This is a genomic window from Sorangium sp. So ce1036 (genome assembly GCF_051369805.1).
Taxonomy (GTDB): domain Bacteria; phylum Myxococcota_A; class Polyangia; order Polyangiales; family Polyangiaceae; genus Sorangium; species Sorangium cellulosum_F.
The window spans coordinates 7,060,874-7,086,765 of the sequence record NZ_JBBMOX010000001.1; the positions used below are offsets into that span (position 1 = coordinate 7,060,874).

19 protein-coding genes are annotated in these 25,892 nt (G+C 72.7%); 8 read left to right on the top strand and 11 right to left on the bottom strand.

The features are described from left to right. Positions 1–301 precede the first annotated feature (301 nt). A complete protein-coding gene (locus WMF31_RS26410) occupies positions 302–514 on the bottom strand; it encodes a hypothetical protein (RefSeq protein WP_436604594.1) in 213 nt (70 codons plus the stop codon). 224 nt (positions 515–738) lie between these two features. On the opposite strand from WMF31_RS26410, the gene WMF31_RS26415 reads away from it, so the two are divergent. Genes WMF31_RS26415 through WMF31_RS26425 form a run of 3 tightly spaced genes read left to right on the top strand, consistent with a single transcriptional unit; the run spans position 739 to position 4,474 of the window. Next, positions 739–2,091: a glycosyltransferase gene (locus tag WMF31_RS26415; protein ID WP_436604595.1), complete on the top strand. Its 1,353-nt coding sequence runs from the start codon at positions 739–741 to the stop codon at positions 2,089–2,091. 45 nt (positions 2,092–2,136) lie between these two features. After that, on the top strand, positions 2,137–3,258 hold the full coding sequence (locus WMF31_RS26420; protein WP_436604596.1) for a polysaccharide deacetylase family protein: 1,122 nt from the start codon (positions 2,137–2,139) through the stop codon (positions 3,256–3,258). A 55-nt stretch (positions 3,259–3,313) separates the two neighbouring features. Then, positions 3,314–4,474 carry a hypothetical protein gene (locus WMF31_RS26425; protein WP_436604597.1) on the top strand — a complete coding sequence of 387 codons (1,161 nt, stop codon included), beginning with the start codon at positions 3,314–3,316 and terminating at the stop codon, positions 4,472–4,474. Between the two features lie 30 nt (positions 4,475–4,504). On the opposite strand, the gene WMF31_RS26430 is transcribed toward WMF31_RS26425, so the two are convergent. The 4 genes from WMF31_RS26430 to WMF31_RS26445 all read right to left on the bottom strand — a co-directional run bounded on the left by WMF31_RS26430 (position 4,505) and on the right by WMF31_RS26445 (position 10,890). Continuing rightward, complete coding sequence (locus WMF31_RS26430; protein ID WP_436604598.1) at positions 4,505–5,071, bottom strand: FHA domain-containing protein; 567 nt, start codon at positions 5,069–5,071, stop codon at positions 4,505–4,507. A gap of 227 nt (positions 5,072–5,298) precedes the next feature. Next, the gene (gene aceF, locus WMF31_RS26435; protein WP_436604599.1) at positions 5,299–7,023 is read right to left on the bottom strand and encodes a dihydrolipoyllysine-residue acetyltransferase; all 1,725 of its coding nucleotides are present in this window, start codon (positions 7,021–7,023) and stop codon (positions 5,299–5,301) included. A 90-nt stretch (positions 7,024–7,113) separates the two neighbouring features. Further along, complete coding sequence (gene aceE, locus WMF31_RS26440; protein ID WP_436604600.1) at positions 7,114–9,786, bottom strand: pyruvate dehydrogenase (acetyl-transferring), homodimeric type; 2,673 nt, start codon at positions 9,784–9,786, stop codon at positions 7,114–7,116. A gap of 321 nt (positions 9,787–10,107) precedes the next feature. Beyond that, complete coding sequence (locus WMF31_RS26445) at positions 10,108–10,890, bottom strand: phytanoyl-CoA dioxygenase family protein (protein WP_436604601.1); 783 nt, start codon at positions 10,888–10,890, stop codon at positions 10,108–10,110. On the opposite strand from WMF31_RS26445, the gene WMF31_RS26450 reads away from it, so the two are divergent. The 4 genes from WMF31_RS26450 (at position 10,873) to WMF31_RS26465 (ending at position 15,217) form a co-directional block, all read left to right on the top strand. After that, a complete protein-coding gene (locus WMF31_RS26450) occupies positions 10,873–11,559 on the top strand; it encodes a hypothetical protein (RefSeq protein ID WP_436604602.1) in 687 nt (228 codons plus the stop codon). The two genes, WMF31_RS26445 and WMF31_RS26450, sit on opposite strands and share 18 nt — an antisense overlap. Further along, entirely contained in the window at positions 11,559–12,281 is a 723-nt protein-coding gene (locus tag WMF31_RS26455) for a hypothetical protein (RefSeq protein ID WP_436604603.1), read from the top strand. Before WMF31_RS26450 ends, WMF31_RS26455 begins: the two co-directional genes overlap by 1 nt. Beyond that, the gene (locus WMF31_RS26460; protein WP_436604604.1) at positions 12,278–13,615 is read left to right on the top strand and encodes an SLC13 family permease; all 1,338 of its coding nucleotides are present in this window, start codon (positions 12,278–12,280) and stop codon (positions 13,613–13,615) included. The genes WMF31_RS26455 and WMF31_RS26460 overlap by 4 nt, the downstream gene beginning before the upstream one ends. A 180-nt stretch (positions 13,616–13,795) precedes the next feature. Beyond that, entirely contained in the window at positions 13,796–15,217 is a 1,422-nt protein-coding gene (locus WMF31_RS26465; RefSeq protein WP_436604605.1) for a L,D-transpeptidase, read from the top strand. Here WMF31_RS26465 and WMF31_RS26470 read toward each other — a convergent pair. The 6 genes from WMF31_RS26470 to WMF31_RS26495 form a co-directional block, all read right to left on the bottom strand. Further along, positions 15,208–16,611 carry an RNA polymerase sigma factor RpoD/SigA gene (locus WMF31_RS26470; RefSeq protein WP_436604606.1) on the bottom strand — a complete coding sequence of 468 codons (1,404 nt, stop codon included), beginning with the start codon at positions 16,609–16,611 and terminating at the stop codon, positions 15,208–15,210. The genes WMF31_RS26465 and WMF31_RS26470 overlap by 10 nt on opposite strands. A 266-nt stretch (positions 16,612–16,877) precedes the next feature. Beyond that, a complete protein-coding gene (locus WMF31_RS26475; protein ID WP_436604607.1) occupies positions 16,878–17,579 on the bottom strand; it encodes a YsnF/AvaK domain-containing protein in 702 nt (233 codons plus the stop codon). Between the two features lie 599 nt (positions 17,580–18,178). Then, the gene (locus WMF31_RS26480; RefSeq protein ID WP_436604608.1) at positions 18,179–21,475 is read right to left on the bottom strand and encodes an efflux RND transporter permease subunit; all 3,297 of its coding nucleotides are present in this window, start codon (positions 21,473–21,475) and stop codon (positions 18,179–18,181) included. Further along, on the bottom strand, positions 21,459–22,709 hold the full coding sequence (locus WMF31_RS26485; protein ID WP_436604609.1) for an efflux RND transporter periplasmic adaptor subunit: 1,251 nt from the start codon (positions 22,707–22,709) through the stop codon (positions 21,459–21,461). Before WMF31_RS26485 ends, WMF31_RS26480 begins: the two co-directional genes overlap by 17 nt. 213 nt (positions 22,710–22,922) lie before the next feature. Then, positions 22,923–23,381, bottom strand: coding sequence for a cupin domain-containing protein (locus tag WMF31_RS26490; protein WP_436604610.1), 459 nt, complete (start codon positions 23,379–23,381; stop codon positions 22,923–22,925). 356 nt (positions 23,382–23,737) lie between these two features. Continuing rightward, positions 23,738–24,202: a cupin domain-containing protein gene (locus WMF31_RS26495; RefSeq protein ID WP_436604611.1), complete on the bottom strand. Its 465-nt coding sequence runs from the start codon at positions 24,200–24,202 to the stop codon at positions 23,738–23,740. 212 nt (positions 24,203–24,414) lie between these two features. Between WMF31_RS26495 and WMF31_RS26500 the strand changes: the two genes are divergently transcribed. Continuing rightward, positions 24,415–25,779: a glycoside hydrolase family 2 TIM barrel-domain containing protein gene (locus WMF31_RS26500; RefSeq protein ID WP_436604612.1), complete on the top strand. Its 1,365-nt coding sequence runs from the start codon at positions 24,415–24,417 to the stop codon at positions 25,777–25,779. Positions 25,780–25,892 lie beyond the last annotated feature (113 nt).

Consider the following 25,892-nt stretch of genomic DNA (forward strand, 5'->3'; position numbering starts at 1 on the left):
GCGGGGCAGTTCGAACTTGCGTGGACATCACAGCTCGACATCGGACGCGAAGCTATCATGGCGAGCTCCTCACCGCCAAGGCGCGCGGCGCCGATGCGTGGTTATCACGAGCACGAAGCGCGGCATTCCGTCAGAGCAAAACAGCGGTGACCAGGACGCGCCGTATCGCGGCCGATCTCGCCGACGTGAGACAGGCCGGGATCCGGCTCCCGGAGGGCCGCGACCGGGGCGAGGACGCGCGGACATTCGCCTCGCAGACCTCGCCAGCGAACCATCGCGCCTTGTTCAACACCCCTCTCCATCACTCGACGGCTGACATCGAGGCGCGCTCTCCGTCGCGGCCGCGGGAGAAGACCGACGATGCCGTCGAACCCGGCAGTCGCGGACGGATCGCATCCATCCGGAGCGAGCGCGCGACGCGCGGTCGCGCCTGGATAGCAATCCTTTTGTGGAGCTCGTTAACCGATTGTCGTTGTTTTGCATTGCCGCCTTCCGGGTTCGGCGTATATTCCACTCCAACCAACTTCTCTGCCGTCCGCCGCGCGTCGGGCGCGGCGTGCTGCAGCGCTGGCGCGCCTCGAGCCCAGGACGCGCCGTTCCTCGTCGCCCTGCTGCGCCGGAGGGGGGACGCGCGCCGCGCCGCCGCTCGGAGGGGCCACGAGCCGGGGGCCATGCAGCGCGGGGGCGCTGGGCGAGCCGCGAGGTTTGACTCTTTACCATCCGGTCGAGGGGGGGAACATGGAACCTTGTGACGTGTACGGCGCGGAGAGCCGCGGCCGGACCGGGGCGCGGCTCGCGTGCAAGCTCGCGATCGCGCACGTGGTGAGCAGCCTCAAGGTCGGCGGCGCCGAGCAGGTGGTCGTCGATCTGGCGACGCTCCAGCGCGCCGCAGGCCACGACGTCGTGGTGATCGCGATCTCCGACGATCCGGATGGCCCGCGCGCCGAGCAGCTCAGGCGGCGGGGGGTCGAGGTGCAGCTCCTGCCGAAGCGCCGCGGGTTCGACGTGAGCATCACCGCCCGGCTCGTCTCGCGCTTCGCGGCGTGGGGCACCTCGCTCGTCCACGTGCACAACCTGCAGCCGCTCATCTACGCGGCGCCCGCCGGGTGGCTGCACCGCGTCCCGGTCATCCACACGAGGCACGGCGTCGTCGACGACCCGCGAGCCCGGCCATGGCTGCGCCACGCCGCCGCCGCGTTCGTCGACGCCCACGTCGCGGTGTCGCGGCCCACCGCCGAGGTCATGCTCAGCGAGGGGCAGGTCACCCCTCCGAAGCTGCACGTCGTCACCAACGGCGTCGACCTCTCGCGGTTCGCGCCCGACCCGGTGGCCAGGGCCCGCGTCAGGGCCGAGCTCGGCATCTCGCAGCAGGCCTGGGTCGTCGGGGCCGTGGGGCGCCTCACCCCGGTGAAGGACCACGCGTTGCTCCTGCGCGCGGCCGCGCGGGCGCTGCCGAAAGACGGGCGGCTGCTCCTCGTCGGCGATGGCCCGGAGCGCGCGCCGCTCGTCGCGCTCGCGCGCGAGCTCGGCCTGTCCGAGCGCGCGCTCTTCCTCGGCGAACGGCACGGCGTCCCCCGGATCCTCGCCGCGCTCGACGCGCTCGCCCTGTCCTCCCTGTCCGAGGGCCTGCCGCTCGCCGTCCTCGAGGCGATGGCGGCCGGCCTCCCCGTCGTCGCGACCGCCGTGGGCGGCGTGCCCACGGCCGTCACCGACGGGCTGACGGGCTTCCTCGTGCCCTCCGGGGACACCGAGGCGCTCGAGGCCAGGCTGACCCAGCTCCGCGACGACCCCGCGCTCGCCGCGCGGATGGGGCGGAATGGCCGGAAGGTCGCGCTCCAGCGCTACTCCGCGGCTCGGATGGTCGAGCGGTACATGGATCTCTACACGCTGCTGCTCGTGCGGCAGCACCCCCGCGGCAAGCCCACCGTCCGGCCGAGCGCCCTGGTCGCCCACGTGAAGGGATCGTCCGCCCTGCCGCGCGGGCTCGGCCCGAGCGCGCCCCGCGAGGCGACGGACCGCGACGAGGGCGCGCCGCGCGGCGGCGCCGCGGCCGGCGCGCGGCCGCGCTCGCCGACGGCGCCGCCGAGCTGAGCGGCCGCCGGGACACAACGACGCGGAGAAGGGAGGGGGCGAACGATGTCCACTGTTGTCGACTGGCTCAAGGATCTCCTGACCGTGCCCTGGGCGACCCGGCCGTTCGCGCGGGTGATGCGCGGCCGCGCGACCATCCTCGTGCTGCATCGCCTGGCGGATCCGGCGCGCGGCATCCCGGGCGTCGATCCGCGCGATCTCCGGCGTGCGCTGGAGTTCCTCCGGAGCGAGCGCTACCCGGTGGTGTCGCTCGAGAGGGTCTTTCGCGGCCTCGCGGGCGAGGCGCCGCCGCTCGACCGGGCCGTCGCCTTCACGCTGGACGACGGCACCCTCGATCAGGCGACCGTCGCCGCCCCGCTGTTCGCCGAGTTCGACTGCCCGGCGACCCTCTTCGTCATGACCGGCTACCTCGACGGCAAGCTGTGGTGCTGGTGGCACCGCGTGGAGCACGTGTTCCAGACGACCCGGCGCCGCGAGATCAGCGTGTGGCTGGGCGGCGTCCTCCTCGTCTATCGCCTGGACGACAGGAGCGGTCGGGCGCGCCTCGCCCGGGATTTCATGGAGCGCTGCAAGCACGTCCCGGAGCCCGAGAAGCTCCGCGCCATCGAGCGCCTCGCCGCCGCCGCCGAGGTCGAGCTCCCCGAGCGCCCGCCCGCGCGCTACGCGCCCATGTCCTGGGACGACGTCCGCGCCTGGGAGGCGCGCGGCATCACGTTCGGCGCCCACACGGTCACGCACCCGGTGCTCTCGCGGACCGACGACGCGCAGTCCGCGCAGGAGATCACCGAGTCCTGGGCGCGCCTCCGCGCCGAGGCCAGGTGCCCGGTCCCCATCTTCTGCTACCCGAACGGGCACGTGGGCGCCGACTTCGGCCCCCGCGAGACGGCGACCCTGCGCGCGCTCGGCTTCCGGGGAGCGGTGACCAACAGCCCGTCCGGCCACGCGAGCGCCGCCGATTTCCAGAGCTCGCCCGACGCGCCGTTCGCCGTGCCCCGGATCGACTTCGGCCAGGATCATCGCAGCTGCATCCGCTCGGTGTCAGGCGTCTGGCGCGCCCGGCAGCTGCTCGGCGAGCACGGCGACGCGTCGCGCGCGCTGGCCGCGGCCGCACAAGGCGAGCCGCGCCGGGCGAGCGCGCGGCCGTCCTCGCGGCTCGATGGGGTCTGACGTTCCGGCGGGGAGCCCCCCAGACGAGGCCGCTCCCGTCACCTCCCGGGTAGCCATGAATCAACACGACACCGCGTTTCATCGATTCTCCCCCCGGCGTCCTCCCGCGCTCGTGCTCGGGGATCTCACGCTGATCCGCGCGCTCGACGAGGCGGGGATCCCCGTCATCGCGGCCGCGACCGACCCGGCCGACGGCGTCATGGGCTCGCGTCACGTGAGCGCCACCTGCCTCCTCCCCGGCTTCGACGACGTGCATCAGGACGAGTCCGCGGCGCGCCTGCTCGACCTCGGCGCGCGGCTCCGCGGCGCCGTCGGGCGCAGGATCCCGCTCTATCACGGGACGGATCCGCAGCTCGATCTCCTCTACCGGTACCGGCGCGAGCTATCGAGGGACTTCCTCTTCCTCCTCAACGACGACGACGTGGGCTGGTCCCTCCTCGACGAGGAGAGCTTCTACCGGCTCTGCGAGGTGAAGCAGGTCCTCGCGCCGCGCGCGCTGCGGCCCGCGGGCGACCTCGCGGCCGGCCTCGCCCGCCTGCGCGAGCCGATCGTCGTCAAGCCGCGCCGCGCGTCCGGCTGGGGTGGGCTCCGGGGCGATCTCCCCGGCGGCTCGGGCGAGGCGCGCGTCTTCGACACGCGCGCCGCGCTGCTCGCGCACCCCCATGTCCACCGCCTCAGGGACGAGCTGATCATCCGGGAGCACATCCCGTCCAGCGCCGCCGATCGGGCGTCGTTTCACGGCCTCGCGGACGAGCGGGGGGAGCTGCTCGCGGGGTCTCGCGGCCGCGAGCGCCGCGCGGCCCCGCCCCTCGCCGGCGAGGGCGCCCTCGTCGAGGCCGCGGACGACGCCGCGGTCTGCGCCGCCGGCCGCGAGGTCGCCCGCAAGCTCGGGCTGAAGGGGCCTTTCCAGATCGATCTCGTCCGCGACGCGCGGGACGGCGGGCTGTACACCGTCGACGTCAACGCCCGGTACCCGCGCTGGGACCACGCGGGCGCCGCCGCGGGCGTCGACCTGCCGCGCATCGCATACGATTACCTGGTCGACCGCCGGCTTCCGCCTGCGCCGCCCCGCGCGGCCCCGGGCCACCGCGGGCTCGACCGCCGCCACCGCGGCCTCCACGCGCCCAGGGAGCGCGGACTCCACGCGCCCACGGACCAGGACGGCGGGGCTCCCCGCGCCTGGCTCGGCGCGCTCACCAGGGCGCGCACGCGCTGAGCCCCCCTGCGCGCGCCGAGGGGCGGGCGCTCATCGTCCGCTCAAGACGCTCAGGGGGCCGACCAGGCGCAGGAGCTCCCGGCGCAGGCGCTCGCCGTTGAGCACCTGGGTGACGACCGTCCCGAAGGAGATCACGCTGCCGGTCGTGAACGGCTCCGGCTTGTGCGGGACGAGGGGGCGATCGTCGACGCGGGTCCCGTTATGAGAGCCGACGTCCGCGATCGTGTAGCGCTCGCCGGCCTCCACGCGGATGTGGGCGTGGAGCTTGGAGACGGAGGGGTGGCGTATCACGACGTCGCAGTTGCGCGCGCGGCCGAGGGAGATCCGATCCGTGTACGGGTTGCGCGACGACTTCTCGATCCGGAGCACGCGCAGCTCGTCGTGATCGGACCGCGAGGCCCGGGTCAGCTTCGCGAGGTAGTTGTGGGCGTCGCAGGTCTCGAAATCGACCCTCTCGCTCGCGCTGCTCGGCTGCCCGACGAGCAGGAACAGCCCGTGATGGCGCGCGGTGAACTCCTCCGCCGACCAGCGCCGCAGCTCGGCGCACCAGCGCTGGATGTCCCCGTCCGCCAGCGGATCTCCTTCCCCCGCCATCATTCCTCCAGCCCAGCGATTCTGCACTCTAGCGCACACGACCTCGTGAGCCCACTTTGTGTCGAGCCCGTCCAGCCGTCGTACAGCCGGAGCGGTAGAGTCAAGGAACGCGGGAGGGTGGTGGTCACGTTTGGGGTACGGCTGGGCAGAGCCCCCCGCGCCGACCCGATCGTGGGACGGCGCGTCAGGCCCGCCAGACTGGGGGGAGGAGCCGGCGCGGGCTCCGCCGCTCAGAGCAGCACGCGGCGCATGTCCGCGAGCAGCTGGCAGAGGGTGCTCGTGAAGCGCGCCGCCGCGGCGCCGTCGATCACGCGGTGATCGTAGGACAGGGAGAGCGGCAGCATCAGGCGCGGCGCGAACGCCTTGCCGTCCCACACGGGCTTGTTGCTGGACCGGGAGACGCCCAGGATCGCCACCTCCGGCGCGTTGATGATCGGCGTGAACGCCGTGCCGCCGATGCCGCCCAGGCTGGAGATCGAGAAGCAGCCGCCCGACATGTCGGCCGGGCCGAGCTTGCCGTCGCGGGCCTTCTTCGCGAGCTCCGCCATCTCGCGCGCGATCTCGTAGACCGTCTTCCTGTCACAGTCGCGGATCACCGGCACCACCAGCCCGTTCGGCGTGTCGGCCGCGAAGCCGATGTGGAAGTACTGCTTGTAGACCAGGTTGTCGCCGTCGAGCGAGGCGTTGAACTCGGGGTACTTCTTCAGCGCGGCGACGGACGCCTTGATCAGGAAGGCGAGGAGGGTCACCTTGACCCCGGCCTTCTCGGCCTCCGGGCCGATGGCCTTGCGGAACGCCTCCAGCTCGGTGATGTCCGCCTCGTCGAACTGCGTGACGTGCGGGATCATCACCCAGTTGCGGGCGAGGTTCGCCCCCGAGATCTTCTTGATGCGCGAGAGCGGCTTGACCTCGACCGGGCCGAACTTGGCGAAGTCGACCTGCGGCCAGGGCAGAAGGTTGAGCGCGCCCCCGCCGGTGACGCCGCCGCCCGCGCCGCCCGCCGCGGGCGACGCGCCGCCCTCGAGCTGCGCGAACACCCCCTTGACGAAGCGCTGCACGTCCTCGTGCAGCACGCGCCCCCGGGGCCCCGTGCCCGGCACGCGGGAGATGTCCACGCCGAGCTCGCGCGCGAACTTGCGGATCGCCGGGCTGGCGTGGGTCGGGCCGTCGGGCAGCGCGGCCCGCGGCGCGCCGACCTGAGCGCCGGTCGCCGGGCGCTCGCCGAGCGCGCTGGCGGGCGGCCGGCTGGGCGACTCGGGGCGCGCCGTCGACGTGGGCGACGGCGCGGGCGGCGCGGCCTCCGGCGCGGGGGCGGGCCGGGCCGCGGGGGCAGGCGCCGCGCCGGCGGCCTCGACCCGCAGCACCACGGAGCCCTCGGACACCTGATCGCCGACCTTGACGGTCACTTCCTTGACCACGCCCGCCGTGCCGGCCGGCACGTCCATCGTGGCCTTCTCCGACTCCAGGGTGACGACCGGCGTCTCGGCCGTGACCGTGTCGCCCACCTGGACGCCGATCTCGATGACCGGAACGTTCTTGTAGTCGCCGATGTCAGGCACCTTGACGTCGACCACGCCGCCGGCCGCGGGCGCCGCGGGAGCGGGCGGCGGGGCCGCCGCCGGGGTCGCCGGGGCGGGCGCGGGGGCGGGCGCAGGCGCAGGCGCCGCGGCCTGCGGGGCCGCGGCCGGCGCGGGCGCGGGCGCCTGGGCGGCGCCCTGGCCCTCGAGGATCACGACCAGCGAGCCCTCGCCCACGCGATCGCCGACCTTGACCTTCACCTCCTTGACCACGCCGGCGGCCGGGCTCGGCACGTCCATCGTCGCCTTGTCGGACTCCAGCGTCATCAGCGCGGTCTCGGCCTGCACCACGTCGCCAGGCTTCACCGCGACCTCGATCACCGGAACATCCTTGTAATCGCCGATGTCGGGAACCTTCACTTCGATGAGTTGGCTCATTCTTTCCTCGTGAGGACTGAGGAGTGAGGGCAGGAGCCCGTCAGGCGGGGCGCGGCCTCGCGGCCCCGCGCCGACGGCCCCGGGCGCTGCTCACACCGCCACCGGGTTGGGCTTGTTCACATCCAGGCCGTACTTCGCGATCGCCTCGGCCACCTTCTCGCGGCCGATCGCGCCGTCGTCGGCCAGCGCCTTGAGCGCGGCCACGGTGATCCAGCGGCGGTCCACCTCGAAGTGGTGGCGCAGCTTCTCGCGCGTGTCCGAGCGGCCGAAGCCGTCGGTGCCGAGCGTGACGTAGCGGCGGCCCACGTAGGGGCGGATCTGCTCGGAGAACAGCTTCACGTAGTCCGTCGCGGCGATGGCGGGCCCGACCGCCCCCTCGAGGCACCTCGCCACGTGCGGGACGCGCGGCGCCTCGAGCGGGTGCAGGAGGTTCCAGCGCGCGACGGCCTGGCCGTCACGCACCAGCTCGTTGAAGCTCGGGCACCCCCAGATGTCGGACTCCACGCCCCAGTCGGCCTTGAGCAGATCGGCCGCGGCGATCACCTCGCGGAAGATGGTGCCCGAGCCGAGCAGCTGGACGCGCGGCCCCTTCGACGGGGCGCCGCTCCGGAACCTGTACATGCCCTTGAGGATGTCGGCCTCCGCGCCCTCCGGCATGGCCGGGTGCTCGTAGTTCTCGTTCATCAAGGTGATGTAGAAATACACGTCCTCCTGCTCCGCGATCATCCGGCGCAGGCCGTCGTGCACGATGACCGCGACCTCGTAGGCGAACGTCGGATCGTACGAGACGCAGTTCGGGATCATGTTGGCGAGGACGTGGGAGTGGCCGTCCTCGTGCTGCAGCCCCTCGCCGTTCAGCGTGGTGCGGCCGGCGGTGCCGCCCAGGAGGAAGCCGCGAGCGCGCGAGTCGCCCGCCGCCCAGCACAGGTCCATCACGCGCTGATGCCCGAACATCGAGTAATAGATGTAGAAGGGGATCATCGGCACGTTGTGCACCGAGTACGACGTGGCCGCGGCGATCCAGGAGCTCATCGCGCCCGCCTCGTTGATGCCCTCTTGCAGGATCTGCCCGTCGCGGCTCTCCTTGTAGAACATCAGCTGATCGTGATCCTCGGGCACGTAGTTCTGGCCGAACTGGTTCCAGATGCCGAACTGGCGGAACATGCCCTCCATGCCGAAGGTGCGGGACTCGTCCGGCACGATGGGCACGACGTGGCGGCCGATGTTCTTGTCCTTGAGCAGCGTGGACAGGATGCGCACGAACGCCATGGTCGTGGAGAACTCGCGCCCCTCGCCCGAGGCCTTGAGCTGCGCGCCGAACGCCGACAGCTCGGGGATCGGCAGCGCGTCGCCCTTCTGGCGGCGGATCGGCAAATAGCCGCCGAGGTCCGCGCGGCGCTGGCGCAGGTAGGCGAGCTCGGGCGAGCCCTCCTCGAACTTGATGTAGGGCATCGCGTCGATCTGCTCGTCCGAGAGCGGGATACCGAAGCGATCGCGGAAGTGCAGAAGAGAGTCGCGCGTCATCTTCTTCTGCTGGTGGGTGATATTCTGCGCCTCGCCGGCGGAGCCCATGCCATAGCCCTTGATCGTCTTGGCGAGGATCACGGTCGGCTGGCCCTTCTTCTCGGTCGCCGCCTTGTAGGCCGCGAACACCTTGAAGACGTCGTGGCCGCCTCGATTCAGGCGCCAGATGTCGTCATCGGTCCAGTCGGCCACCAGCGCCTTCAGCTCCGGCGTGTTGAAGAAGTGCTCGCGCACGTAGGCGCCGTCCTTGGACTTGAAGGTCTGGTACTCGCCGTCCACGCACTCCATCATGCGCTTCTTGAGGATGCCCTCCTTGTCGCGCGCGAAGAGCGCGTCCCAGTGCGTGCCCCAGATCAGCTTGATGACGTGCCAGCCCGCGCCGCGGAACACGGCCTCGAGCTCCTGGATGATCTTGCCGTTGCCGCGGACCGGGCCGTCGAGGCGCTGCAGGTTGCAGTTGATGACGAAGATCAGGTTGTCGAGCTGCTCGCGGCCCGCCACGCCGATGGCGCCCATCGACTCGACCTCGTCCATCTCGCCGTCGCCCAGGAACGCCCAGACCTTGCGCCCCTCGGTCTTGGCCAGGCCGCGGTTCTCCAGGTACTTCATGAAGCGCGCCTGGTAGATGGCCTGCAGCGGCCCGAGGCCCATCGACACGGTCGGGAACTGCCAGAAGTCCGGCATCAACCAGGGGTGCGGATAGGACGATAGCCCCTTGCCGCCGACCTCCTGGCGGAAGTTGTCGAGCTGCTCCTCGGTGAGGCGGCCTAGCAGGAAGGCGCGCGCGTACACGCCGGGGATCGAGTGGCCCTGGAAGAGGACCAGATCGCCGCCGTCCGGGCTCAGGGGCGACTTCCAGAACCAGTTGAAGCCCACCTCGTACAGCGTGGCCGACGACGCGTAAGAGGCGATGTGGCCGCCCACGTTGGTGTGCTTGTTGGCCCGCACGACCATCGCCATCGCGTTCCAGCGCAGGAACGCCTGGATGCGGTTCTCGACGGTCGTGTCGCCGGGATACTTGGGCTGCTGCTCGGCGCGGATGGTGTTGATATACGCGGTGTTGGCACTGTAGGGGATGTCGGCGCCCTGCTCGCGCGCGGTCTCGATCAAGCGCTCGATGAGATAATGGGCGCGCTCCGGTCCTTCCTTGGCGAGGACCGCGGCGAGGGCGTCCAGCCACTCCTGGGTCTCCTGCGCGTCCACGTCGGACTGCAGCAGCACATTGGGCGATGCGGCCATCAGTGCCTACTCCTTCACAGTTGATGTTTCAGGCATTCGAGAAAGCGCCGCCTCGATGGGCGGCGGTTGCGGCGTCCGGTCACCTGGGCTGAAACGCGGCACCGACGGCGGCCAGAATGAAATGCAGCTTACATTTCAAGATGATAGAACAGGCTTGCGCACGGTGCAACAAAAACAGCTTGCGGACAAGGCTGCTAACATCGATGCAGGCGACACACAAGCTCCCTTGTCGCGCCGTCTCCGGGCCGCGTCGCCGGGGCATCGGCGGCCCCTCCCCCACCTGCTGATTTTCATCGCGTGTCCCCTTGCCTTTCAATCCGTTCACCCCAGCGACCGCCACCCGGCGGACTCCGTCGCGCCGAGCACCAGGCGCGCCGCCGGGGACAGGCCATTTGCGTCGTCCACCGCGGCGGGCGAGGTGTCCCGGTGCTCCCGCCCGATGAAGCAGCACTGCAGCGTCCGCCGCGGCGCGCCGCTCCGGTTGCGCGTCCCGGAGTGCCAGAGATGGCCGTTGAAGACGAGCACCGAGCCGGCCTCCGCCTGGATCGCCATCTCCTGCGGGTGGTGACTGGCCGGGTCCGCGAAGCTCTTCGGCGGCGACCGTCGCAGCTTGTGTGTTCCAGGTACCACGCGCGTCGGGCCGTTGTCGGGCCCGAGATCGTCCAGGTACCAGAGCGCGGTGACGACGTGGTACGCGCCCGGATCGCCCCGCCCGCTCCAGTCCGCGTGCAGGCCCTGCTGCCCGAGCCCGTGCCGCGGGTTGCGCCACGCGACGGACCCCAGCACGAACGGCCTGCGGAGCACGTGCCAGACCGCGGCGAGCAGCCGGGGCCACTGGATCGCGCGGAGGGCGCCCCGCCGCGTGCCGACGCAGCCGAGCTGCTGGTTGCCGCCCTGGCCCATGCGGCCCTCGTCGTGGCGAGCGCCGTCGCAGTCCTCGCGCAGCGCCGACAGCCACGCGGGGTCGACCGCCGCGCGGAACAGGACGTAGCCCGCGTCGTCCAGCGAGCGCGCCGCGTCGGCCGAGAGCGCGGAGGGCCCCGCGCCGAGCGCGGCGAGGGCGTCCTCGAAGACGGCGTCCGGGGTGTGCGTCGGCTCGTCCACGGCGCGGAGCATCTACCCTGCAACGCGAGCGGCGTCACCGTCCTCGTGCGGGTCAACCTGGATCGAGGCTGCGGCGAGGAGGTACCTTGGTCCACCCGCATGCCTCCGCCCCGACCTCATCACGGCCCGCACCCTCATCATCACGGCCCGCACCATCATTTGCCGCTGTCCTCGTCCGCGGTCTCCGCGCTCATCCGCCCCTCCAGGATCGAGGCGCTGCTCGCCCCCTGGATCCCCGACGCGGAGGAGCGCGCGTTCGTCGTCCGGTGCATCGTCGGAGAGGGCCCGATCCACCACCGCGGCGCGAGCTACACGCTGATCTGCCTGCTCGGCCTCCTGCTCGAGGCGCTCGGGCCCGGCGAGGGCCCGCCGCGCGCCAGCGAGTCGCTGCCCGTGCCGCTCCGCCTGCCGCCGCACCTCGCGCGCGACGACGACCACGACTACCCGCTGTCCCTCCCGCTCGCGCCGCTCACGCGCCTCGCGCCGAAGGGCTCCCCGGAGCTCGCCGCGCTCGTCGACTGCCTCACCGACGGCCCGCCGCACCACGCGCTGGCCAACGCCGCGATGGTCAGCCTGCTCGACGCCCTCTTCGCGCGCGCCGAGCGCGCCGGGGCCGGGCGCGCCGGGGCCGGGGCGGAGCCGGCCTCCGCCGGCACGGAGCCGGCCTGATGGCGCTGCCGCCCGCGATCGGGCAGGCGTTCCGGATGGCGGCCGCCGAGCTCGGCATGCGCTCCGCGGCGCGGCTGTTCCTGCGCGAGCTGATGGACGCCGGCGGGGTCTCGCTCGTCCACGAGGCCCGCGACCACCTCGGGCGCGAGTTCCCCGTCCTCGACTTCGTCGCCGAGCGGTGGCTCGCCGGCGAGGCCGACGCGCCGCTCGACCCCGCGGGCGTCATCGAGGCGCTCCGCGGCGTGACCCGGCTGCTCGTCGTGGGGCTGGAGGCGGACTGCCTCGACGCGCTCGTGCCGCGGCTCTCCGGCGTGGAGGCGGGCCTCGTCACGGACGCGGGCGGCCTCGACCCGGACTTCCACCGCGTGCTCGCGAACTACGACGGGCTCATGGTGCCGGTCGCGCTGTCCGATCTCCAGCGCTGGGCCGGGCGGCGGAGCGCGCTGCTCACCTTCGTCTACGGCACCGACGGGCACTCGGCCCACGTGAGCCCCTCGTGGCTGCGCGTCTCGGGCCCCGACGTGCGGACCCAGTTCCGCTCGCTGATCGGCTGGGACATCCTCGGCCGCCCCATGACGGTCTACCCGCGCTGGATGGTCGAGACGAGCCGGAACGATTTCTCTCGCCTCGTGGGGCCGCCCCCGCGCGAGCCCGCGCCCGCGGCCGCCGCCGGGGGCGCGGGCGGCCCGCGGGAATGCGCGCCGCTGCGCGAGGCGACGTGACGACGCCCCAGGCCGCGCTCTTCGCCATCCTGCTCGGCGCGCTCCTGCTCCAGGCCGCGCTCCCGTCGCGCCGCGTGCTCGTCGTGACGAGCGGCGCGGCCCTCGCCTGCCTCGCGTCGACGCTGCTCGGGGTCGCGACCACGCAGCGCCTGCTCGCCGAGGTGCCGTGGGACGTGCTCGTCATCCTGGTGACCCTGGGGCTCCTGTCCCGGCTCTTCGCGGCCTCGCGGCTCTTCGATCGCCTCGCGGTCGCGGCCACGCGGCTGAGCGGCGCCGAGCCGTTCCGCGTCCTCGTCGTGTTCTCGGTCGCGATGTACCTGGTGAGCGGCGTCGTCAACAACCTCACGGCGCTCGTCCTGGTCCTTCCGGTGCTGCTCGCGCTGCTCAAGCTCATGGGCACGCGGCAGCGGTACGTGTCCTGGGTGCTCGGCCTGTTCCTCGTCGCGTGCAACCTCGGCGGCGCCGCCACGCCGATCGGCGACTTCCCGGCCATCCTGCTGCTCGGCCGGGGCAGCATGACGTTCGGCGCCTACCTCGCGCGCGCCGCCCCGGCGACCCTCTGCGCGCTCTGCGCGCTGCTCCTCGTGGTGCGCCTCGCGGCGCGCCCGGCCGCGGGCGTGCCGCGCGATCCGGTGTCGGCGCGGCTCACGCGCGCGGCGATGGAGGCGCTGCACCGGCGGGTGCGCGTCGACCGGCGCCTGCTCGTGCCGGCGACGGCGTCGCTCTCCGCGATGGTGGCCGCGTGGCTGTTCCTGCCGGCCGAGCTCGGCGTCGGCCCGGAGCTCGTGTGCTGGCTCGGCGCCGGCGCGGCGCTCCTCATGGCGCGCAAGCTCGGCGAGAAGCTCGCGAGGACGGGGCTCGACATCGAGGCGGTGCTCTTCCTCCTCTCGCTCTTCGTGATGGTCGGGGCGGTGCGGCGCACCGGCCTGTTCGACGAGATCGCGCGCGCGCTGGAGCGGCTGCCGGTCGCGCCGTCCGTGCAGCTCGTGGCGTTCCTGCTCCTCGCCGGCGTGCTCACGGGGCTGTTCTCGGCGGGGCCGAGCATGGCGGCGCTGCTCGAGGTGGCGGAGTCGCTGGCCGGGCGGCTGCCCGGGCCCGCGGTCTACGTCGGCCTGGCGCTGTCGGTCTGCGCGGGCAGCTCGCTCTTCTTGACCGCGGCGACCTCGGGCCCGCTCGCGCAGGCGCTCACGGAGCGGGCCGACCTGCGCGACGTCGACGGGCGGCGCATCCGATTCGGCTTCTTCGATTTCCTGCCGATCGGCGTCCTGAGCTTCTCGGTGATCCAGGCCGTGGCGATCGCGTACGCGCTGCTCGCCGTCTGGGCGGCGCGATGAGCCGTCTGCGCCGATGTCACGTCGGGCGGGGATTTCCGCCGGCCTGCGTGGATGTGTTAAAAGGGCGTCTGTATGCCTGGCCGCCTTCGCATCGCAGCCGCCTGTGTGTTGTGGCTCTCATGCACACCGTCGCGGCGTGACGCCGGCTCACGCGCCGACGCGGCGGCGCGCGAAGGCGTGGTGGTCGCCGAGCCCTCGGGCGAGCGCCCGGCGGGCCTGCCGGCCCCCGGCGCGCCGGCCGTCGTCCCGGCCCCGCCGGCGAAGGCCCCCTCGGCCGCGGGCCCGACGGTGCCGGTCGCCAGGGAGGTCGTGACGGTGGAGCGAGCGCCGGACCCGCGCGTGTACTCGAAGGGTCGCCGCGTGTGGATCCGGTCGGCGCCGCGCGCGAAGGCCCCGTGGATCGGCTACCTCTCGATCGGCGGCTCGGTCCGCCTGAAGAGCGAAGAGCCCGTCCTCGACGCCGCGGGCTGCCCGGCGTTCTACGCGGTGGAGCCGCGCGGGTACGTCTGCGTCGACGGCGAGCGCGCCACGCTGGACGCGAGCGATCCCATGCTGGAGGCGCTGCGCCCTCACGCGCCGCTCGTCGATCAGCCGCTGCCGTACCGCTACGGCGAGTCGCTGGGGCTCAAGCGGCTCCTCGACGTGAAGGGCTTCGACGCGCCGGCGTGGCCCAAGTGGCTGCACGATCGGCGTCACATGACCGTCCGCCCGCGGTCGTCCGTCGCGTGGACGGAGGAGGTCGACGTCGGCGGGTCCACGTGGCTCTGGACAGCCGATCTGACGTTCGCGCCGAAGGACAAGGTCAAGCCTTACGAGCCGGCCACCTTCCAGGGGGTCCACCTCACCTCCGAGCTCCGCCTCCCCCTCGCGTTCTTTCGCCGCAAGCCGCGCCCCAAGTACCGCCTGACGGAGGACGACCAGCTCTCGAAGACGGACGCCGTGTGGGAGCGCCTCGACTGGGTCGGGCTGACCGGCGCGTCGAAGAAGGTCGGCAAGTCGGTGTACCTGGAGACCCGCGAGGAGGGGCACTGGGTGCTCGCGCGGGACGCCGTCGTGGTCAAGCCGCGGAGGTCGAAGACCCCGTGGGGGCGCCCCATCCAGCGAGGCGGCGAGGCCGAGGCGGCGCGGCCGGCCGCCGGTGAGCCGAGGAACACGTGGATCGAGATCGCGGCGCTCGAGGGGTGGCTCATCGCCTACGAGGACGACCGGCCCGTGTTCGCGACGCTCATCTCGGCCGGGCGCAACGGGGCCGAGAAGCCGGCGTCCGAGGAGCCGTTCATGCCGCCCTCGACCACGCCGCTCGGCCGGTACCGCGTCAACCGCAAGTGGGTGACGAAGACGCTCATCACGCCCCACGTCAACGCGGACGACTTCATCGAGGCCGAGGTGCCCTGGACCCAGCACTTCTTCAGCAAGTACCTCTTGCACGCGGCGTACTGGCACAACAACTGGGGAGACGGGCAGAGCGGCGGTTGCGTGAACCTGTCGCCGGTCGACGCGAAATGGCTCTTCCACTGGACCGAGCCGCCCGTGCCCGAGGGGTGGCACGCCGTGCAGGTCGCGCGGGGAGACCCGTCGACGCGCATCGTGATTCATCGCTGATGCGGCGTCGCCGCCGGACTCCGTCGCCGTGTCGGGCCCTTGTTCGCGCGGCGGTCCCGGGAGGCGCGGTTTCCCAGGTGGGCGCTCAGCCCTTTGCTCCTCGAGGCGGCTCGCAGCCGCTCCAGGGCCGCGGCCTCGATCTGACGGATACGCTCGCGTGACAGCGAGAGCGAATTACCGATCTCCTCGAGCGTGCGCTCGGGCGCCTCGCCGAGGCCGAAGCGCTGGCGCAGGACCTCCCGCTCGCGCGGGGGCAGCGTGTCCAGCAGCTCCGCCGCCTGCCGCCGCATCTGCGCCTCGGCGACCTCCTCGTCCGGCGCCGGGGCGGTCCGGCTGGGGATGAGATCGCCCAGCACGGCGTCCTGCTGCTCGCCGACGGGGGTCTGGAGGCTCAGCGGCTCGGGCGCGAGCTCGAGGGCCGCGCGCACGTCCTCGGGCGACAGACCGCTCTCCTCGGCGAGCTCGTCCTCGGTGGGCTCGCGGCCGAGCTCGGGCGCCAGCTCTCTTCGCGCTCGCCACACCCTCCGGCGGCGCTCCTGGAAATGGAGCGGCACGCGGATGGTCCTCACCTGCTCGGCGACGGCGCGCGTCATCTGCTGCTCGACCCACCACGAGGCGTAGGTGGTGAAGCGATGGCCGCGCCGATGATCGAACTTGTCCGCCGCGCGCATCAGGCCGATGGTCCCCTCCTGGATGAGATCGTGGAGCGACAGGCCGCGCTTCAGGTGACGCCTGGCAAACCAGACGACGAGACGGAGGTTGGACTCGACGAGGCGGGCCTTGGCGTCGTCCGCGGCGCGGCGGCCCTCCTCGATGGCCTCGAGCGTCGCGCGCGTCGCCTCGTCCTTCGAGGCGCTCGCGCGGAGCGCGCCGACGATGCGATCGAGCAGCCGGCGGTGGAGGCGGACGCGCTCGAGCTCCGCCAGGATCGCCGCGCGCTCTCCCGGCTCGACCGGCTCCCCCGCCGCGCGCGCCCGGGCCAGCGCGCCTGCGCGCCGGAGCACGGACACGAGGCGCCGCGCGATCTCGTCGTCGGTCAGGTTCTCCTCGTCGGCCGCGCGGAGCACGTCGCGCAGGCGGAGCTGTCGCGCCGCGAGCTCCTCGCCGACGGCGCCGAGCTCGCGCAGCGCGCGCGGCGATCCGAGGAGCGCGCGCAAGATGGCTCGCTCGCCCTCCTCGACGCTCCGCGCGAGCTCGATCTCGGCCTCGCGCGTGAGGATCGGGTACCGGCCGAACCCGCCGAGGTAGAGGCTCCCCTTGTGCTCGTAGGGCATCTGCTCGGCGCGGGGCCGGTGCCCGGTCCGCCCGCCGCGAGCTGGCTTGCGCTCGCGCCGCGGCGCGGGGTCTCGAGGCGGCGGGCTCTGGGAGGGGTCGGGCGCATCGGGCGAGGACATGGCGGTCGACACCTCGTGCTCTCGTGAGGGCGCGCGCTTGGGGGCGCGCGGTGGCGTGGGCGGGCCTTCGGGCCGACCCCGGATCCTGTCAAGCGGCCCTGACGTCCATGCCACGTCCTGCGCCAACCGCGCGTCCTGCACCGACCGCGCGGGCGTCCACGAGCCGGGTAGCCGGTCAGGGCGCAGCGGCGACCTCCTGCCTCTCGCAGCGCGCGAGGATGTCACCGGCGTGCACGGCGAGGGCCCGTCGAGGGGCGCGCTGGCGCTCAGCCTCTCCTGCCTCCCGTGCCGGTCGCCCGCTCCATCGGCATCTGCTCGGGCGCGGCTGCCGGCATTTCGTCGTCGCGCTGCACCTGGCCTTCGGTCCGGACCTCGGCCCTCTCGCGGCGCGCGGTCGCCCGTGCCTGCTGCTGCTCCTGGACCACATCCTTGCTGATCCGGACCTCTTCCTTCACCACGGGCCGCTTCGAGATCTCCACCTCCTCCTCGCGGACAGGCACGCTGATCGACTCCTCCTCGAACATCGTGCCGGCCGCGATCGGGCGCTCGCCGCTCGCGGGGACGCGCTCGACGTTCACGACCTCGCGCGACACGGGCACGGTGACCTGCTTCTCCTCGGTCACGACCTCTTTCTTGACCTGGACCTGACCGACGTCCCGCACCGCCTTCCCGGCCGCGATCTCCTCCTCCACGAGCGGCACGCGGATCTCGCCGCCGTCGCCCATCGTCCCCTCGGCCGCGCGCCCCTGGTCGCGGGCCGTGACGAGGCGGTCGCGGTCCTGCGTGAGGATGATCTCCCCGTTCCGGACGCCTGCCACCTCGTCGTAATGCACGATGTACTCTTTCGGAAAGAAGAAGCCCTTTTCGATCTCGAACGTGCCCGCGTCGATCCGCGTGACCTTGCCCAGCTTCTCTCCGTCCGAGCTCCGGACGACCATTCCCTGCGCGATCTCTGCTTGCTTCACCATGATCTACCCCCATCCCGGGATCTTCCGGGCATTGCATCGTGACGTGGAGCCGCCGATGCAGGCCGCTCGGCCTGCCCAGCCGCGCGATCGCGGCTGCCCGATCTGAATCGAGCCTCTGTTGCGCTTCGTCCCGGATCGCGCCCCCGTCCAGTGCCCGTCCCCGCCATGCAATCCTCATGCAATCTGCGCCCCTGACCTCGCCTTGCGGGATCTCACCGCCTCGCCCGCTCGGGCGTCCTGGGGACAGGCGCTGCCGCTCGGCCCGTCCAGCACCGTGCTGTGCACGCCCGTCCCTGGCCCCGCGAAAGGCCCTGAGAGAGGTTCGCGCTACTGCGGGGGGTTGCCCCGGATCGGCAGAAGAACCGCCATGGCGCCAAGGGCGCCAAGAAGAGAGGAAGGATTACCTCTCCATTTTCCCCTTCTACTTCCCTGGTTTCTTGGCGCCCTTGGCGTCATGGCGGTTCACCTCTCGGCTCGACTTCGCGCAGCAGCGTCAGGGCGGGCCGTGTCGGAGGGATGAATGGAGGGCGAAGGGTCGAGCCATCGACTGGCGCAGGCCCCCGGAGAGGCCTCCCCGCGGGCAGCCCGGCGAGGCGCGCCTACGTCGTCCCGCGCGAGCGCAGCCGGCTCATCTGCCCGGACACCGCGGCGCGGAGCGCGGAAGCGCGGGCCTGGACCCGCGACCAGCGCTCGCTCCGCACGAGATCGTCGAGCAGCGAGTACGAGACCGGCGTGACGATCAACGTGAGAAAGAGGCTCAGCGACTGACCGCCGATGACCACCACGGCGATCGCGTGGCGCTCCTCGGCGCCGGGCCCCGTGCCCAGCCAGAGCGGGAGCATGCCCGCCACGAGCGCCAGCGTGGTCATCAGGATGGGCCGCAGCCGATCGCGGTTCGCCTGGAGGATCGCCTCCGCGCGCGGCATGCCCGCCGCGCGGAGCTTGTTCATGTGGTCGACCTGAAGAATCGAGTTCTTCTTCACCACGCCGAACAGCACGAGGAACCCGAGCGCCGAGTACAGGTTCAGCGTGTTCCCGGTCGCCCACAGGCTGAGCAGCGCGAACGGCACCGACAGCGGCAGGGCGAGCAGGATCGTGACCGGGTGAACCAGGCTCTCGAACTGCGACGCCAGGATCATGTACATGAGCACGATCGACAGGAGGAACGCCCAGATGAACTCGTTGAACGTGCGCTCGAGCTCGGCCCCGCGCCCCCGCACGCTGAACGAGTAGGAGGAGGGCATGTCCATCTCCCGCGCGGCGCCGCGCAGCGCCTCGAGCCTGTCCGCCAGCGCGAAGCCGGGCCCCACGCCGGCCCGCAGGCTCGAGACGCGCTGGCGATCGAGCCTGTCGATCCGGGACGGGCTCTCCGCCCGCTCGATGCGCACCAGGTTGTCGAGGCGCACGAGGTCCCCCCGGAGCAGCGGCGACGCGGAGACGGGCGCCGCCGCGCCGCCGCCACCGCCCGGAGCCGCCGCCGCCGCCCGCGTCGTCCGGGGCACGTACAGGCGGCGCACCGCCTCCAGGCCGTCGCGATCCTCCTCGATGAGCCTTAGCTGAACGTCGTAGTTCTCGTTCGCGGACTCGTCCCGGAAGCGCGAGACCGACGGATCTCCGCCCACCATGAGGCGCAGCGCGGTCGCGATGTCCTCCGTCCGGACCCCGAGATCCGCGGCCCGCGCGCGATCGATGACCACCCGGAGCTCGGGCCTGTCGATCTTCAGCGTCACGTCCGCGTCGACGATGCCGCCGAGCTCCGCGGAGCGCTCCCGGAGCTCGTTCGCGTAGCGCTCGAGCGCCCTGATCTCGGGGCCCTGGATGGCGAAATCGATCTCGAAGTTCCCGCCGCCGATGTTGAACGAAGGCACGTTGCGGACCGAGATCCGGAGATCGGTGTACTTGCGCAGCGTGCGCCGCACCTCCTGCATCACGTCGCGCTGCGCGTAGTTCCCCTGGAAGGCGCGGAGCGGGTTGCCGGCGAGCGTCTCCCGGAGCAGGCGCGTCAGGGAGAAGGTGCGCTCGTCGTGCGGCGCGAGGCGGACGAACGCCTCTCCCGAGCTGACGCCGCTCACGAAGCTGCCGCCGGCCGTGACGAGCACGCTCCGCACCCCGCGCACCTCGCTGACATCGTCGCTGATCCGCCGCATCACGTCGTCCATCGCGCCGATGCTCGCGCTGAGCGGCGCCGAGACGCGGATCTCGAACTCCGCGTCGTCCGCCCCGGAGGGGATGTACTCCTGCTTCACGAGCCCGTAGAGCGGCGCCGCGGACGCCACCACCAGGAGCCCGGAGGCGGCGACGATCGCGCGGCGGCGCATCGCGAACGAGAGGGCCCGCATGTACCAGGCCTCGATCCTGCCGTAGAAGCCGCGGCGCGCCCCCCCGTCGCCGCTCGCCCCCCCGTGGGCGTGGCCGCCCTCGCCCCGGAGCAGGCGCGCGCTCATCATCGGCGTCAGCGAGAAGCTGACGAGGAGGCTCACCAGGATCGCGACCGTGGCCGTGATCCCGAACTGGAACAAAAACCGCCCCGAGATCGACGACATGAACGACACCGGGACGAAGATGACGACGAGCGACAGCGTCGTCGCGAGCACGGCGAGCCCGATCTCCTGCGTGGCGGCCCGCGCCGCCTCGAACGGGTCGAGCCCCTTCTCCTCGACGAAGCGGAAGATGTTCTCGAGGACGACGATGGCGTCGTCGATGACGATGCCGACCATCAGCACGAGCGCGAGCATCGTCACGCTGTTCAGCGTGAAGTCGAGCGCCCACATCATGCCGAACGTCGCGACCACCGACGTCGGGATGGCGACCGCCGCGATGATCGTGGACCGCCACGACCGCATGAACAGCAGCACCACCGCGCACGCCAGGATGCTGCCGAGCACGAGGTGCACGTTGATCTCGCGCAGCGCCGTGTAGATGTAGCCCGACTGATCGCGGATGACCTCGATCTTCACGTCCTCCGGGAGCTGCTCCGAGATCTTCGCCAGGTTGGCCTTCACGGCCTCGATCACCGCCACCGTGTTCGCGCCCGACTGCCGCACGACGTCGAGGACGACCGTGGGCCTGCCGTCCAGGCGGGCGAGCGAGCGCTGCTCGTAGGTGCCGTCCTCGGCGCGGCCGACGTCGCGCACCCGGACGGGCTTGCCGTCGACGGTGGCCACGACCAGGTCGTTGAAGGCCCCGGCGTCCTCGAGGCGCCCCATCGTGCGGAGCGTCCGCTCCTCCTGCCGGCCGGTGATGTTCCCCGCCGGGATGTTCGCGTTCTGCTCGGCGATGGCGTCGCGGACCGCGGTGATCGGCAGGCCGTACGCGGCGAGCCGGTCGGCGCTGAGCCAGATCTTGATGGCGCGCTCCTGCCCGCCCACGACGCGCACCTCGCCGACCCCCGACGAGCGCTCGAGCTGCACGCGCACGATCTTGTCGGCCACCTCGGTGAGCTCCCGGATCGGTCGATCCGCGGAGAGCGCGAGCGACATCACCGGGGTCGAGTCGTTGTCCTGCTTCCGGATGACGGGCGGATCGGTGCCGACAGGCAGGTTGCGCAGCACGGCCTGCACGCGATCGCGCACGTCCTGAGCCGCGGAGTCGACGTCCCGGTCGAGGCCGAAGGTGGCGATCACGAGGGAGCTGCCGCTCGACGAGATGGAGCGAAGCTCGGTGATCCCCTCGACGGTGTTGACCGCCGCCTCGATCTCCTCGGAGATCTCGGACTCGACGTCCTCGGGCGCGCCGCCGGGCAGCGTGGTGCGCACCAGGATCGTCGGGAGGTCGACCGCGGGGAAGCGATCGACGCCCAGCCTGAAGTACGCCACGGCCCCGACGACGACCAGCGCGAGCGAGAGCATCGCGGCGAACACGGGCCGCTGGATGCAGATCCTAGCGAGCGTCTGCACCCTGGCTCCCCTCCACGACGCGCACCGGCTGCCCCTGCTGGAGCGACCCGGGCCGGGCCACGACCGACTCGCCCACCGAGAGCCCGGAGACGATCTCGACGCGATCCCCCACCGTCCGCCCGGTGGTCACCTGCTTCTCCCGCGCCTTGCCGTCCTCGACCGTGACGACCTTCGAGAGGCCGGCGAACCGGATCACCGCGCTCGCGGGCACGGTCGGGGCCGGCTTCGAGCTCACGACGATCTGGGCGCTCACGAGGCTGCCCGGCCTGAGGTGGCCGGGGTTCTTGATGTCGCTCTCCACGAGCAGGGTCCGACTCTGGGGGTCGAGCGCGGGCGCGACGCGCGCGACCGTGCCCGCGTAGACGGCGCCGTCCCCCTGGACCGTGACGCGGACCGGCTGGCCCTGCCGCACGCTGGCCGCCTCGAGCTCCGGGACGGCCACGCGCAGCCGGAGCGGGTCGATCCGGACGAGGTCCGCGATCGGCGCGCCCGCGGTGAGGTACTGGCCGACGCTCGCGCGGCGCGCCTGGACCACGCCGTCGATCGGCGACCGCACCGCCGCGTCGGCGAGCTGCTGCCGGGCCAGGCTGAGCTCGGAGCGCCGCTGCCGCACCGCCGCCTGGCGGATGCGCACCTCCTCGCGCGCGGACTGCAAGGCCGTCTCGGCGCGGACCGCCGCGGCCTCGGCGGCGTCGAGATCCACGCCCGTGATGAGCCCGTCCTTGGCGAGCTTGTGCGCCCGGTCGCGGTTGGCCTCCGCCTCCTTCAGCGTGGCGCCGGCCTGCCGGACGATGGCCGTGCCCTCGACGTCGAGCGGCTCGTCCGGGCCGCCGGGCGGCAAGCCGAGCTGCGCGCGGCTCTGCGCCAGCGCGGCCGCGGCCTGCTCGACCCGCAGCGCGTAATCCCTCGCCTCGATCTGCCCGATCACCTGCCCCTTCGTGACAGGGCTCGCGAGGTCGACCGACAGCGAGGCGAGGCGCCCGGGCACCTTGGCTCCGACCGTCACCTGCTCGTCGGCGTCCAGCGTCCCCGAGATGGCCACGAGCTGCTCGACCGCGGCCTCCGTGACCGGGACGAGCTCCACCTCCCTGGCGCCCGACGCGGGCTGCTCCGCCCTCGCGCCCTCGGGCCGAGGCGCCGCCGACCCGCTGTTGCACCCGGCGCCCTGGAGCAGGGCCAGGAGGGCGATGAGGGGTGGCCAGGGCACCGCGACCCGGCCGGGCCTGCGTCGCATGCGGGTGGGGGGGCGGCGTGGCGCGAACTCTCGAATCGACATGGCGATTGCCTCAGGTGACAGAAACGCTCCCCCCGAGCGCGATGTTTTTCAGGCATGGTGACGCCCCGGCGTGGGGGCGCAACGTGGGCTCCGGCACGACGAGAGGCAAAGGCCTCCTGCGCGAGCGAGGGAGGCGGCCCGATCGCCCTGCGCGAGAGGCCTCGCGTCAGCTCATCGGCCAGGGCCGTAAGGCGTCCCGTCCCTGTGGACGAAGCCCTCGGCCACCACGCGCAGGTCGACGTCGGAGTACTCCACCACCTCGCCCGGGCGCCTCGATCCCACCTCGAGCACCACGGCCTCGCGATCCGCGCGGTTCTGCAGGTGGTGGCCGTCGGGATCCCCCGCGCGAAACCCGGCGCAGTCGCCGGCGCGCAACACCTCTTCGCCCGCGTTCGTGACCAGCACCACCTCGCCCTCGAGCACCATGACGAACTCGTCTTCGGTGTGATGCCAGTGCCGCTGGCTCGACCACTGGCCCGGGACCAGGCGCATCAGGTTGACGCCGAACTGCGTCAACCCCGCCGCGGCGCCGAGCTGCGCGCGCGTCCGCTCGCGGCACGGGACGTCGAACGGCGGCGGATAGATGCTGCCGACCCGGGTGGGGGCCTGGGCGATGTCGATCTTCTTCATCCTGTGCAAACCTCCATGAGCGCGGGAGCGGCGCGAAGCTTACGGAGGCCGCGCGATCGACGCCAGCAGCAATCGACGTTCAGGCCTCCTCCGCGCCGCGATCGCGCGGACTCCAGAGGACGGCGGGCGCACGGGACGAGTCGACGGCGCGCGGGACAGGTGCGCTATGGTGAGCCGATGTTACTCGCCGGCTGGGCGCCACGGAGGAGAGCTATGGATATCGTCGAGACGACCGCGAGCGGACCTGCCTCCCGCGCGCCGGACGCCCGGATCTCGCCCGCGCCGGATCGCGTGGTCCGCCCCCGCGCGCGCTGGGCGCGCTCGCGGTGAGCGCTCGCCTGCGCGCGGGGCCTCCGTCAGCGCAGCCGCCGGGCGCCATACGGCGTCCCGTCCTTGTGGACGTAGCCGTCCGGCAGTCCGCGCATGTCGATGTCGGGGTACTCGGCCACATCGTCCGGGGAGCTCGAGCCGACCTCGAGCAGCACGGCCTCGCGCTCCGAGCGATTCTGCAGGTGGTGACCGTCGGGATCTCCCGCGCGAAACCCGGCGCAGTCGCCGGCGCGCAGCACCTCTTCGCCCGCGTCCGTGACCAGCACCACCTCGCCCTCCAGCACCATGACGAACTCGTCGTTCGCGTGATGCCAGTGCCGCTGGCTCGACCACTGGCCGGGGGGCAGGCGCAGCAGGTTGACGCCGAACTGCGTCAAGCCCGCCGCCGCGCCGAGCCGAAAGCGCCTCCGCTTGTCGCACGGGGCGTCGTACGGCGACGGGTATCCGGTGCCAAAGCGGGTCGGTGCCTGTGCGATGTCGATCTTCTTCACCAGGTGCAAACCTCCCTCTGCGCTGGAACGGCGCGAAGCTTACGGAGGCCTGGCGATGGATGCCAGCGACAATCGCCGATCAGGCCTCGATTGCGCGGCGATCACGCGGGTTCCGGAGGACGGCAGCCGCTCATGACGAGTTGACGGCGCGCGGGACAGGTGCGCTATGGTGAGCCGACGTGCTCGCCGATCGCGCGCCGCGGAGGAGAGAGATGGATAACGTCGAGAACACCGCGGGCGGGCCTGCCTCCCGCGCGTCGGGCGCCGGGATCTCACCCGCTCCGGCGCACGTGGTCAACCCCCGGCTGCGCCTGGCCCGCGCGCTGGGCGCGCTCGCGGTGAGCGCGGTCCTGTGCGCGGCGCTCCCGGGCTGCGGGAGCGCCTCGCCGGACGCCTCCGGCGCCGGGGCCGGCGGCGCCGCCGCGTCGGCGGGCCCTGGCGGCGCGGGCGGCGCATCGACCGCGAGCGCGGGCGGCGGCGAGGGCTCCGCGGGCGGCGCGACCGGCGGCTCCGGCGGCGCATCGACCGCGAGCGCGACCGGCGGCTCCGGCGGCGCGGGCGGCGCGACCGGCGGCTCCGGCGGCGCGGGCGGCGCGGGCGGCGCGCCCGACGACGGGCAAGGCGGCGAGGGCCCCGGCGCCCCGGGCGTGGCGATCGCCGGGCGGCAGATCCGCGTCGACGGGGCGCCCTTTCACATCCAGGGGGTGTGCTGGAATCCGGTGCCGCGCGGCGCCACGCACCCCGCGGGGCTCGACTATGCCGGGGCGGCGAGCCGGGATATCCCCCTGATGGCCGCGGCCGGGATCAACGCGGTTCGCACGTACGAGCCGTTGACCGATCGCGGCGTGCTCGACGCCCTGCACGCGGCCGGCATCCGCGTGCTCAACACCGTGTATCCCTACGGGGGCAACTCCGTGGAGAGCGCCGCCGAGCACGTCGCGGCCTTGAAGGATCACCCGGCCATCCTGATGTGGGTGATCGGCAACGAGTGGAACTACAACGGCCTCTACGTCGACCTGCCGCACGCCGAGGCCCTGGCCCGGCTGAACGAGGTCGCCGCGGCGATCCGGGTGGTCGACACGACGCACCCGATCTCCACCATCTACGGCGAGCTGCCGTCGGCCGAGACGCTCGCGGCGATGCCGGACATCGACGTCTGGGGCGTGAACGTCTACCGCGGCCTCGGCTTCGGCAGCCTCTTCGAGGACTGGGCGGCGCGGTCGAGCAAGCCGTTCTACGTCTCGGAGTACGGCGCCGACGCGTGGAACGCGACCCGGGGCGCCGAGGACCTCGAGAGCCAGGCGCTGGCCGTCGCCACGCTGACCGAGCTCATCCGCGACAACGGCTCGGCGCGGTCGGAGCGCGGCGCGTGCGCGGGAGGCACCGTGTTCGAGTGGGCCGACGAGTGGTGGAAGGACGGCGGCGGCTCCCCCGACGCGCACGACGTGGGCGGCATCGCGCCGGGGGGCGGGCCGCACCCGGATCAGACGTTCAACGAGGAGTGGTGGGGGATCGTCGATATCGACCGCGCCCCCCGGCCCGCCTACCACGAGCTCGCGCGAATCTTCGGGCGCTGAGGGCCCGCGGGGTCGCCGCGGCCGGGCCAAAGGACGCTCGACGACCGACGGGCGGCGCGCTCCGGGGCGAGCGCGCGCGGCGCGGCGCAGCGCGCGGGGTTGACGGGGTGCGC

Excerpts from the sequence above, each read along its gene's own strand:
- WMF31_RS26415 (WP_436604595.1), top strand. The coding sequence starts at position 739 with ATGGAACCTTGTGACGTGTACGGCGCGGAGAGCCGCGGCCGGACCGGG.
- WMF31_RS26420 (WP_436604596.1), top strand. The coding sequence starts at position 2,137 with ATGTCCACTGTTGTCGACTGGCTCAAGGATCTCCTGACCGTGCCCTGG.
- WMF31_RS26425 (WP_436604597.1), top strand. The coding sequence starts at position 3,314 with ATGAATCAACACGACACCGCGTTTCATCGATTCTCCCCCCGGCGTCCT.
- WMF31_RS26430 (WP_436604598.1), bottom strand. The coding sequence starts at position 5,071 with ATGATGGCGGGGGAAGGAGATCCGCTGGCGGACGGGGACATCCAGCGC.
- aceF (WP_436604599.1), bottom strand. The coding sequence starts at position 7,023 with ATGAGCCAACTCATCGAAGTGAAGGTTCCCGACATCGGCGATTACAAG.
- aceE (WP_436604600.1), bottom strand. The coding sequence starts at position 9,786 with ATGGCCGCATCGCCCAATGTGCTGCTGCAGTCCGACGTGGACGCGCAG.
- WMF31_RS26455 (WP_436604603.1), top strand. The coding sequence starts at position 11,559 with ATGGCGCTGCCGCCCGCGATCGGGCAGGCGTTCCGGATGGCGGCCGCC.
- WMF31_RS26470 (WP_436604606.1), bottom strand. The coding sequence starts at position 16,611 with ATGTCCTCGCCCGATGCGCCCGACCCCTCCCAGAGCCCGCCGCCTCGA.
- WMF31_RS26475 (WP_436604607.1), bottom strand. The coding sequence starts at position 17,579 with ATGGTGAAGCAAGCAGAGATCGCGCAGGGAATGGTCGTCCGGAGCTCG.
- WMF31_RS26485 (WP_436604609.1), bottom strand. The coding sequence starts at position 22,709 with ATGCGACGCAGGCCCGGCCGGGTCGCGGTGCCCTGGCCACCCCTCATC.
- WMF31_RS26490 (WP_436604610.1), bottom strand. The coding sequence starts at position 23,381 with ATGAAGAAGATCGACATCGCCCAGGCCCCCACCCGGGTCGGCAGCATC.
- WMF31_RS26500 (WP_436604612.1), top strand. The coding sequence starts at position 24,415 with ATGGATAACGTCGAGAACACCGCGGGCGGGCCTGCCTCCCGCGCGTCG.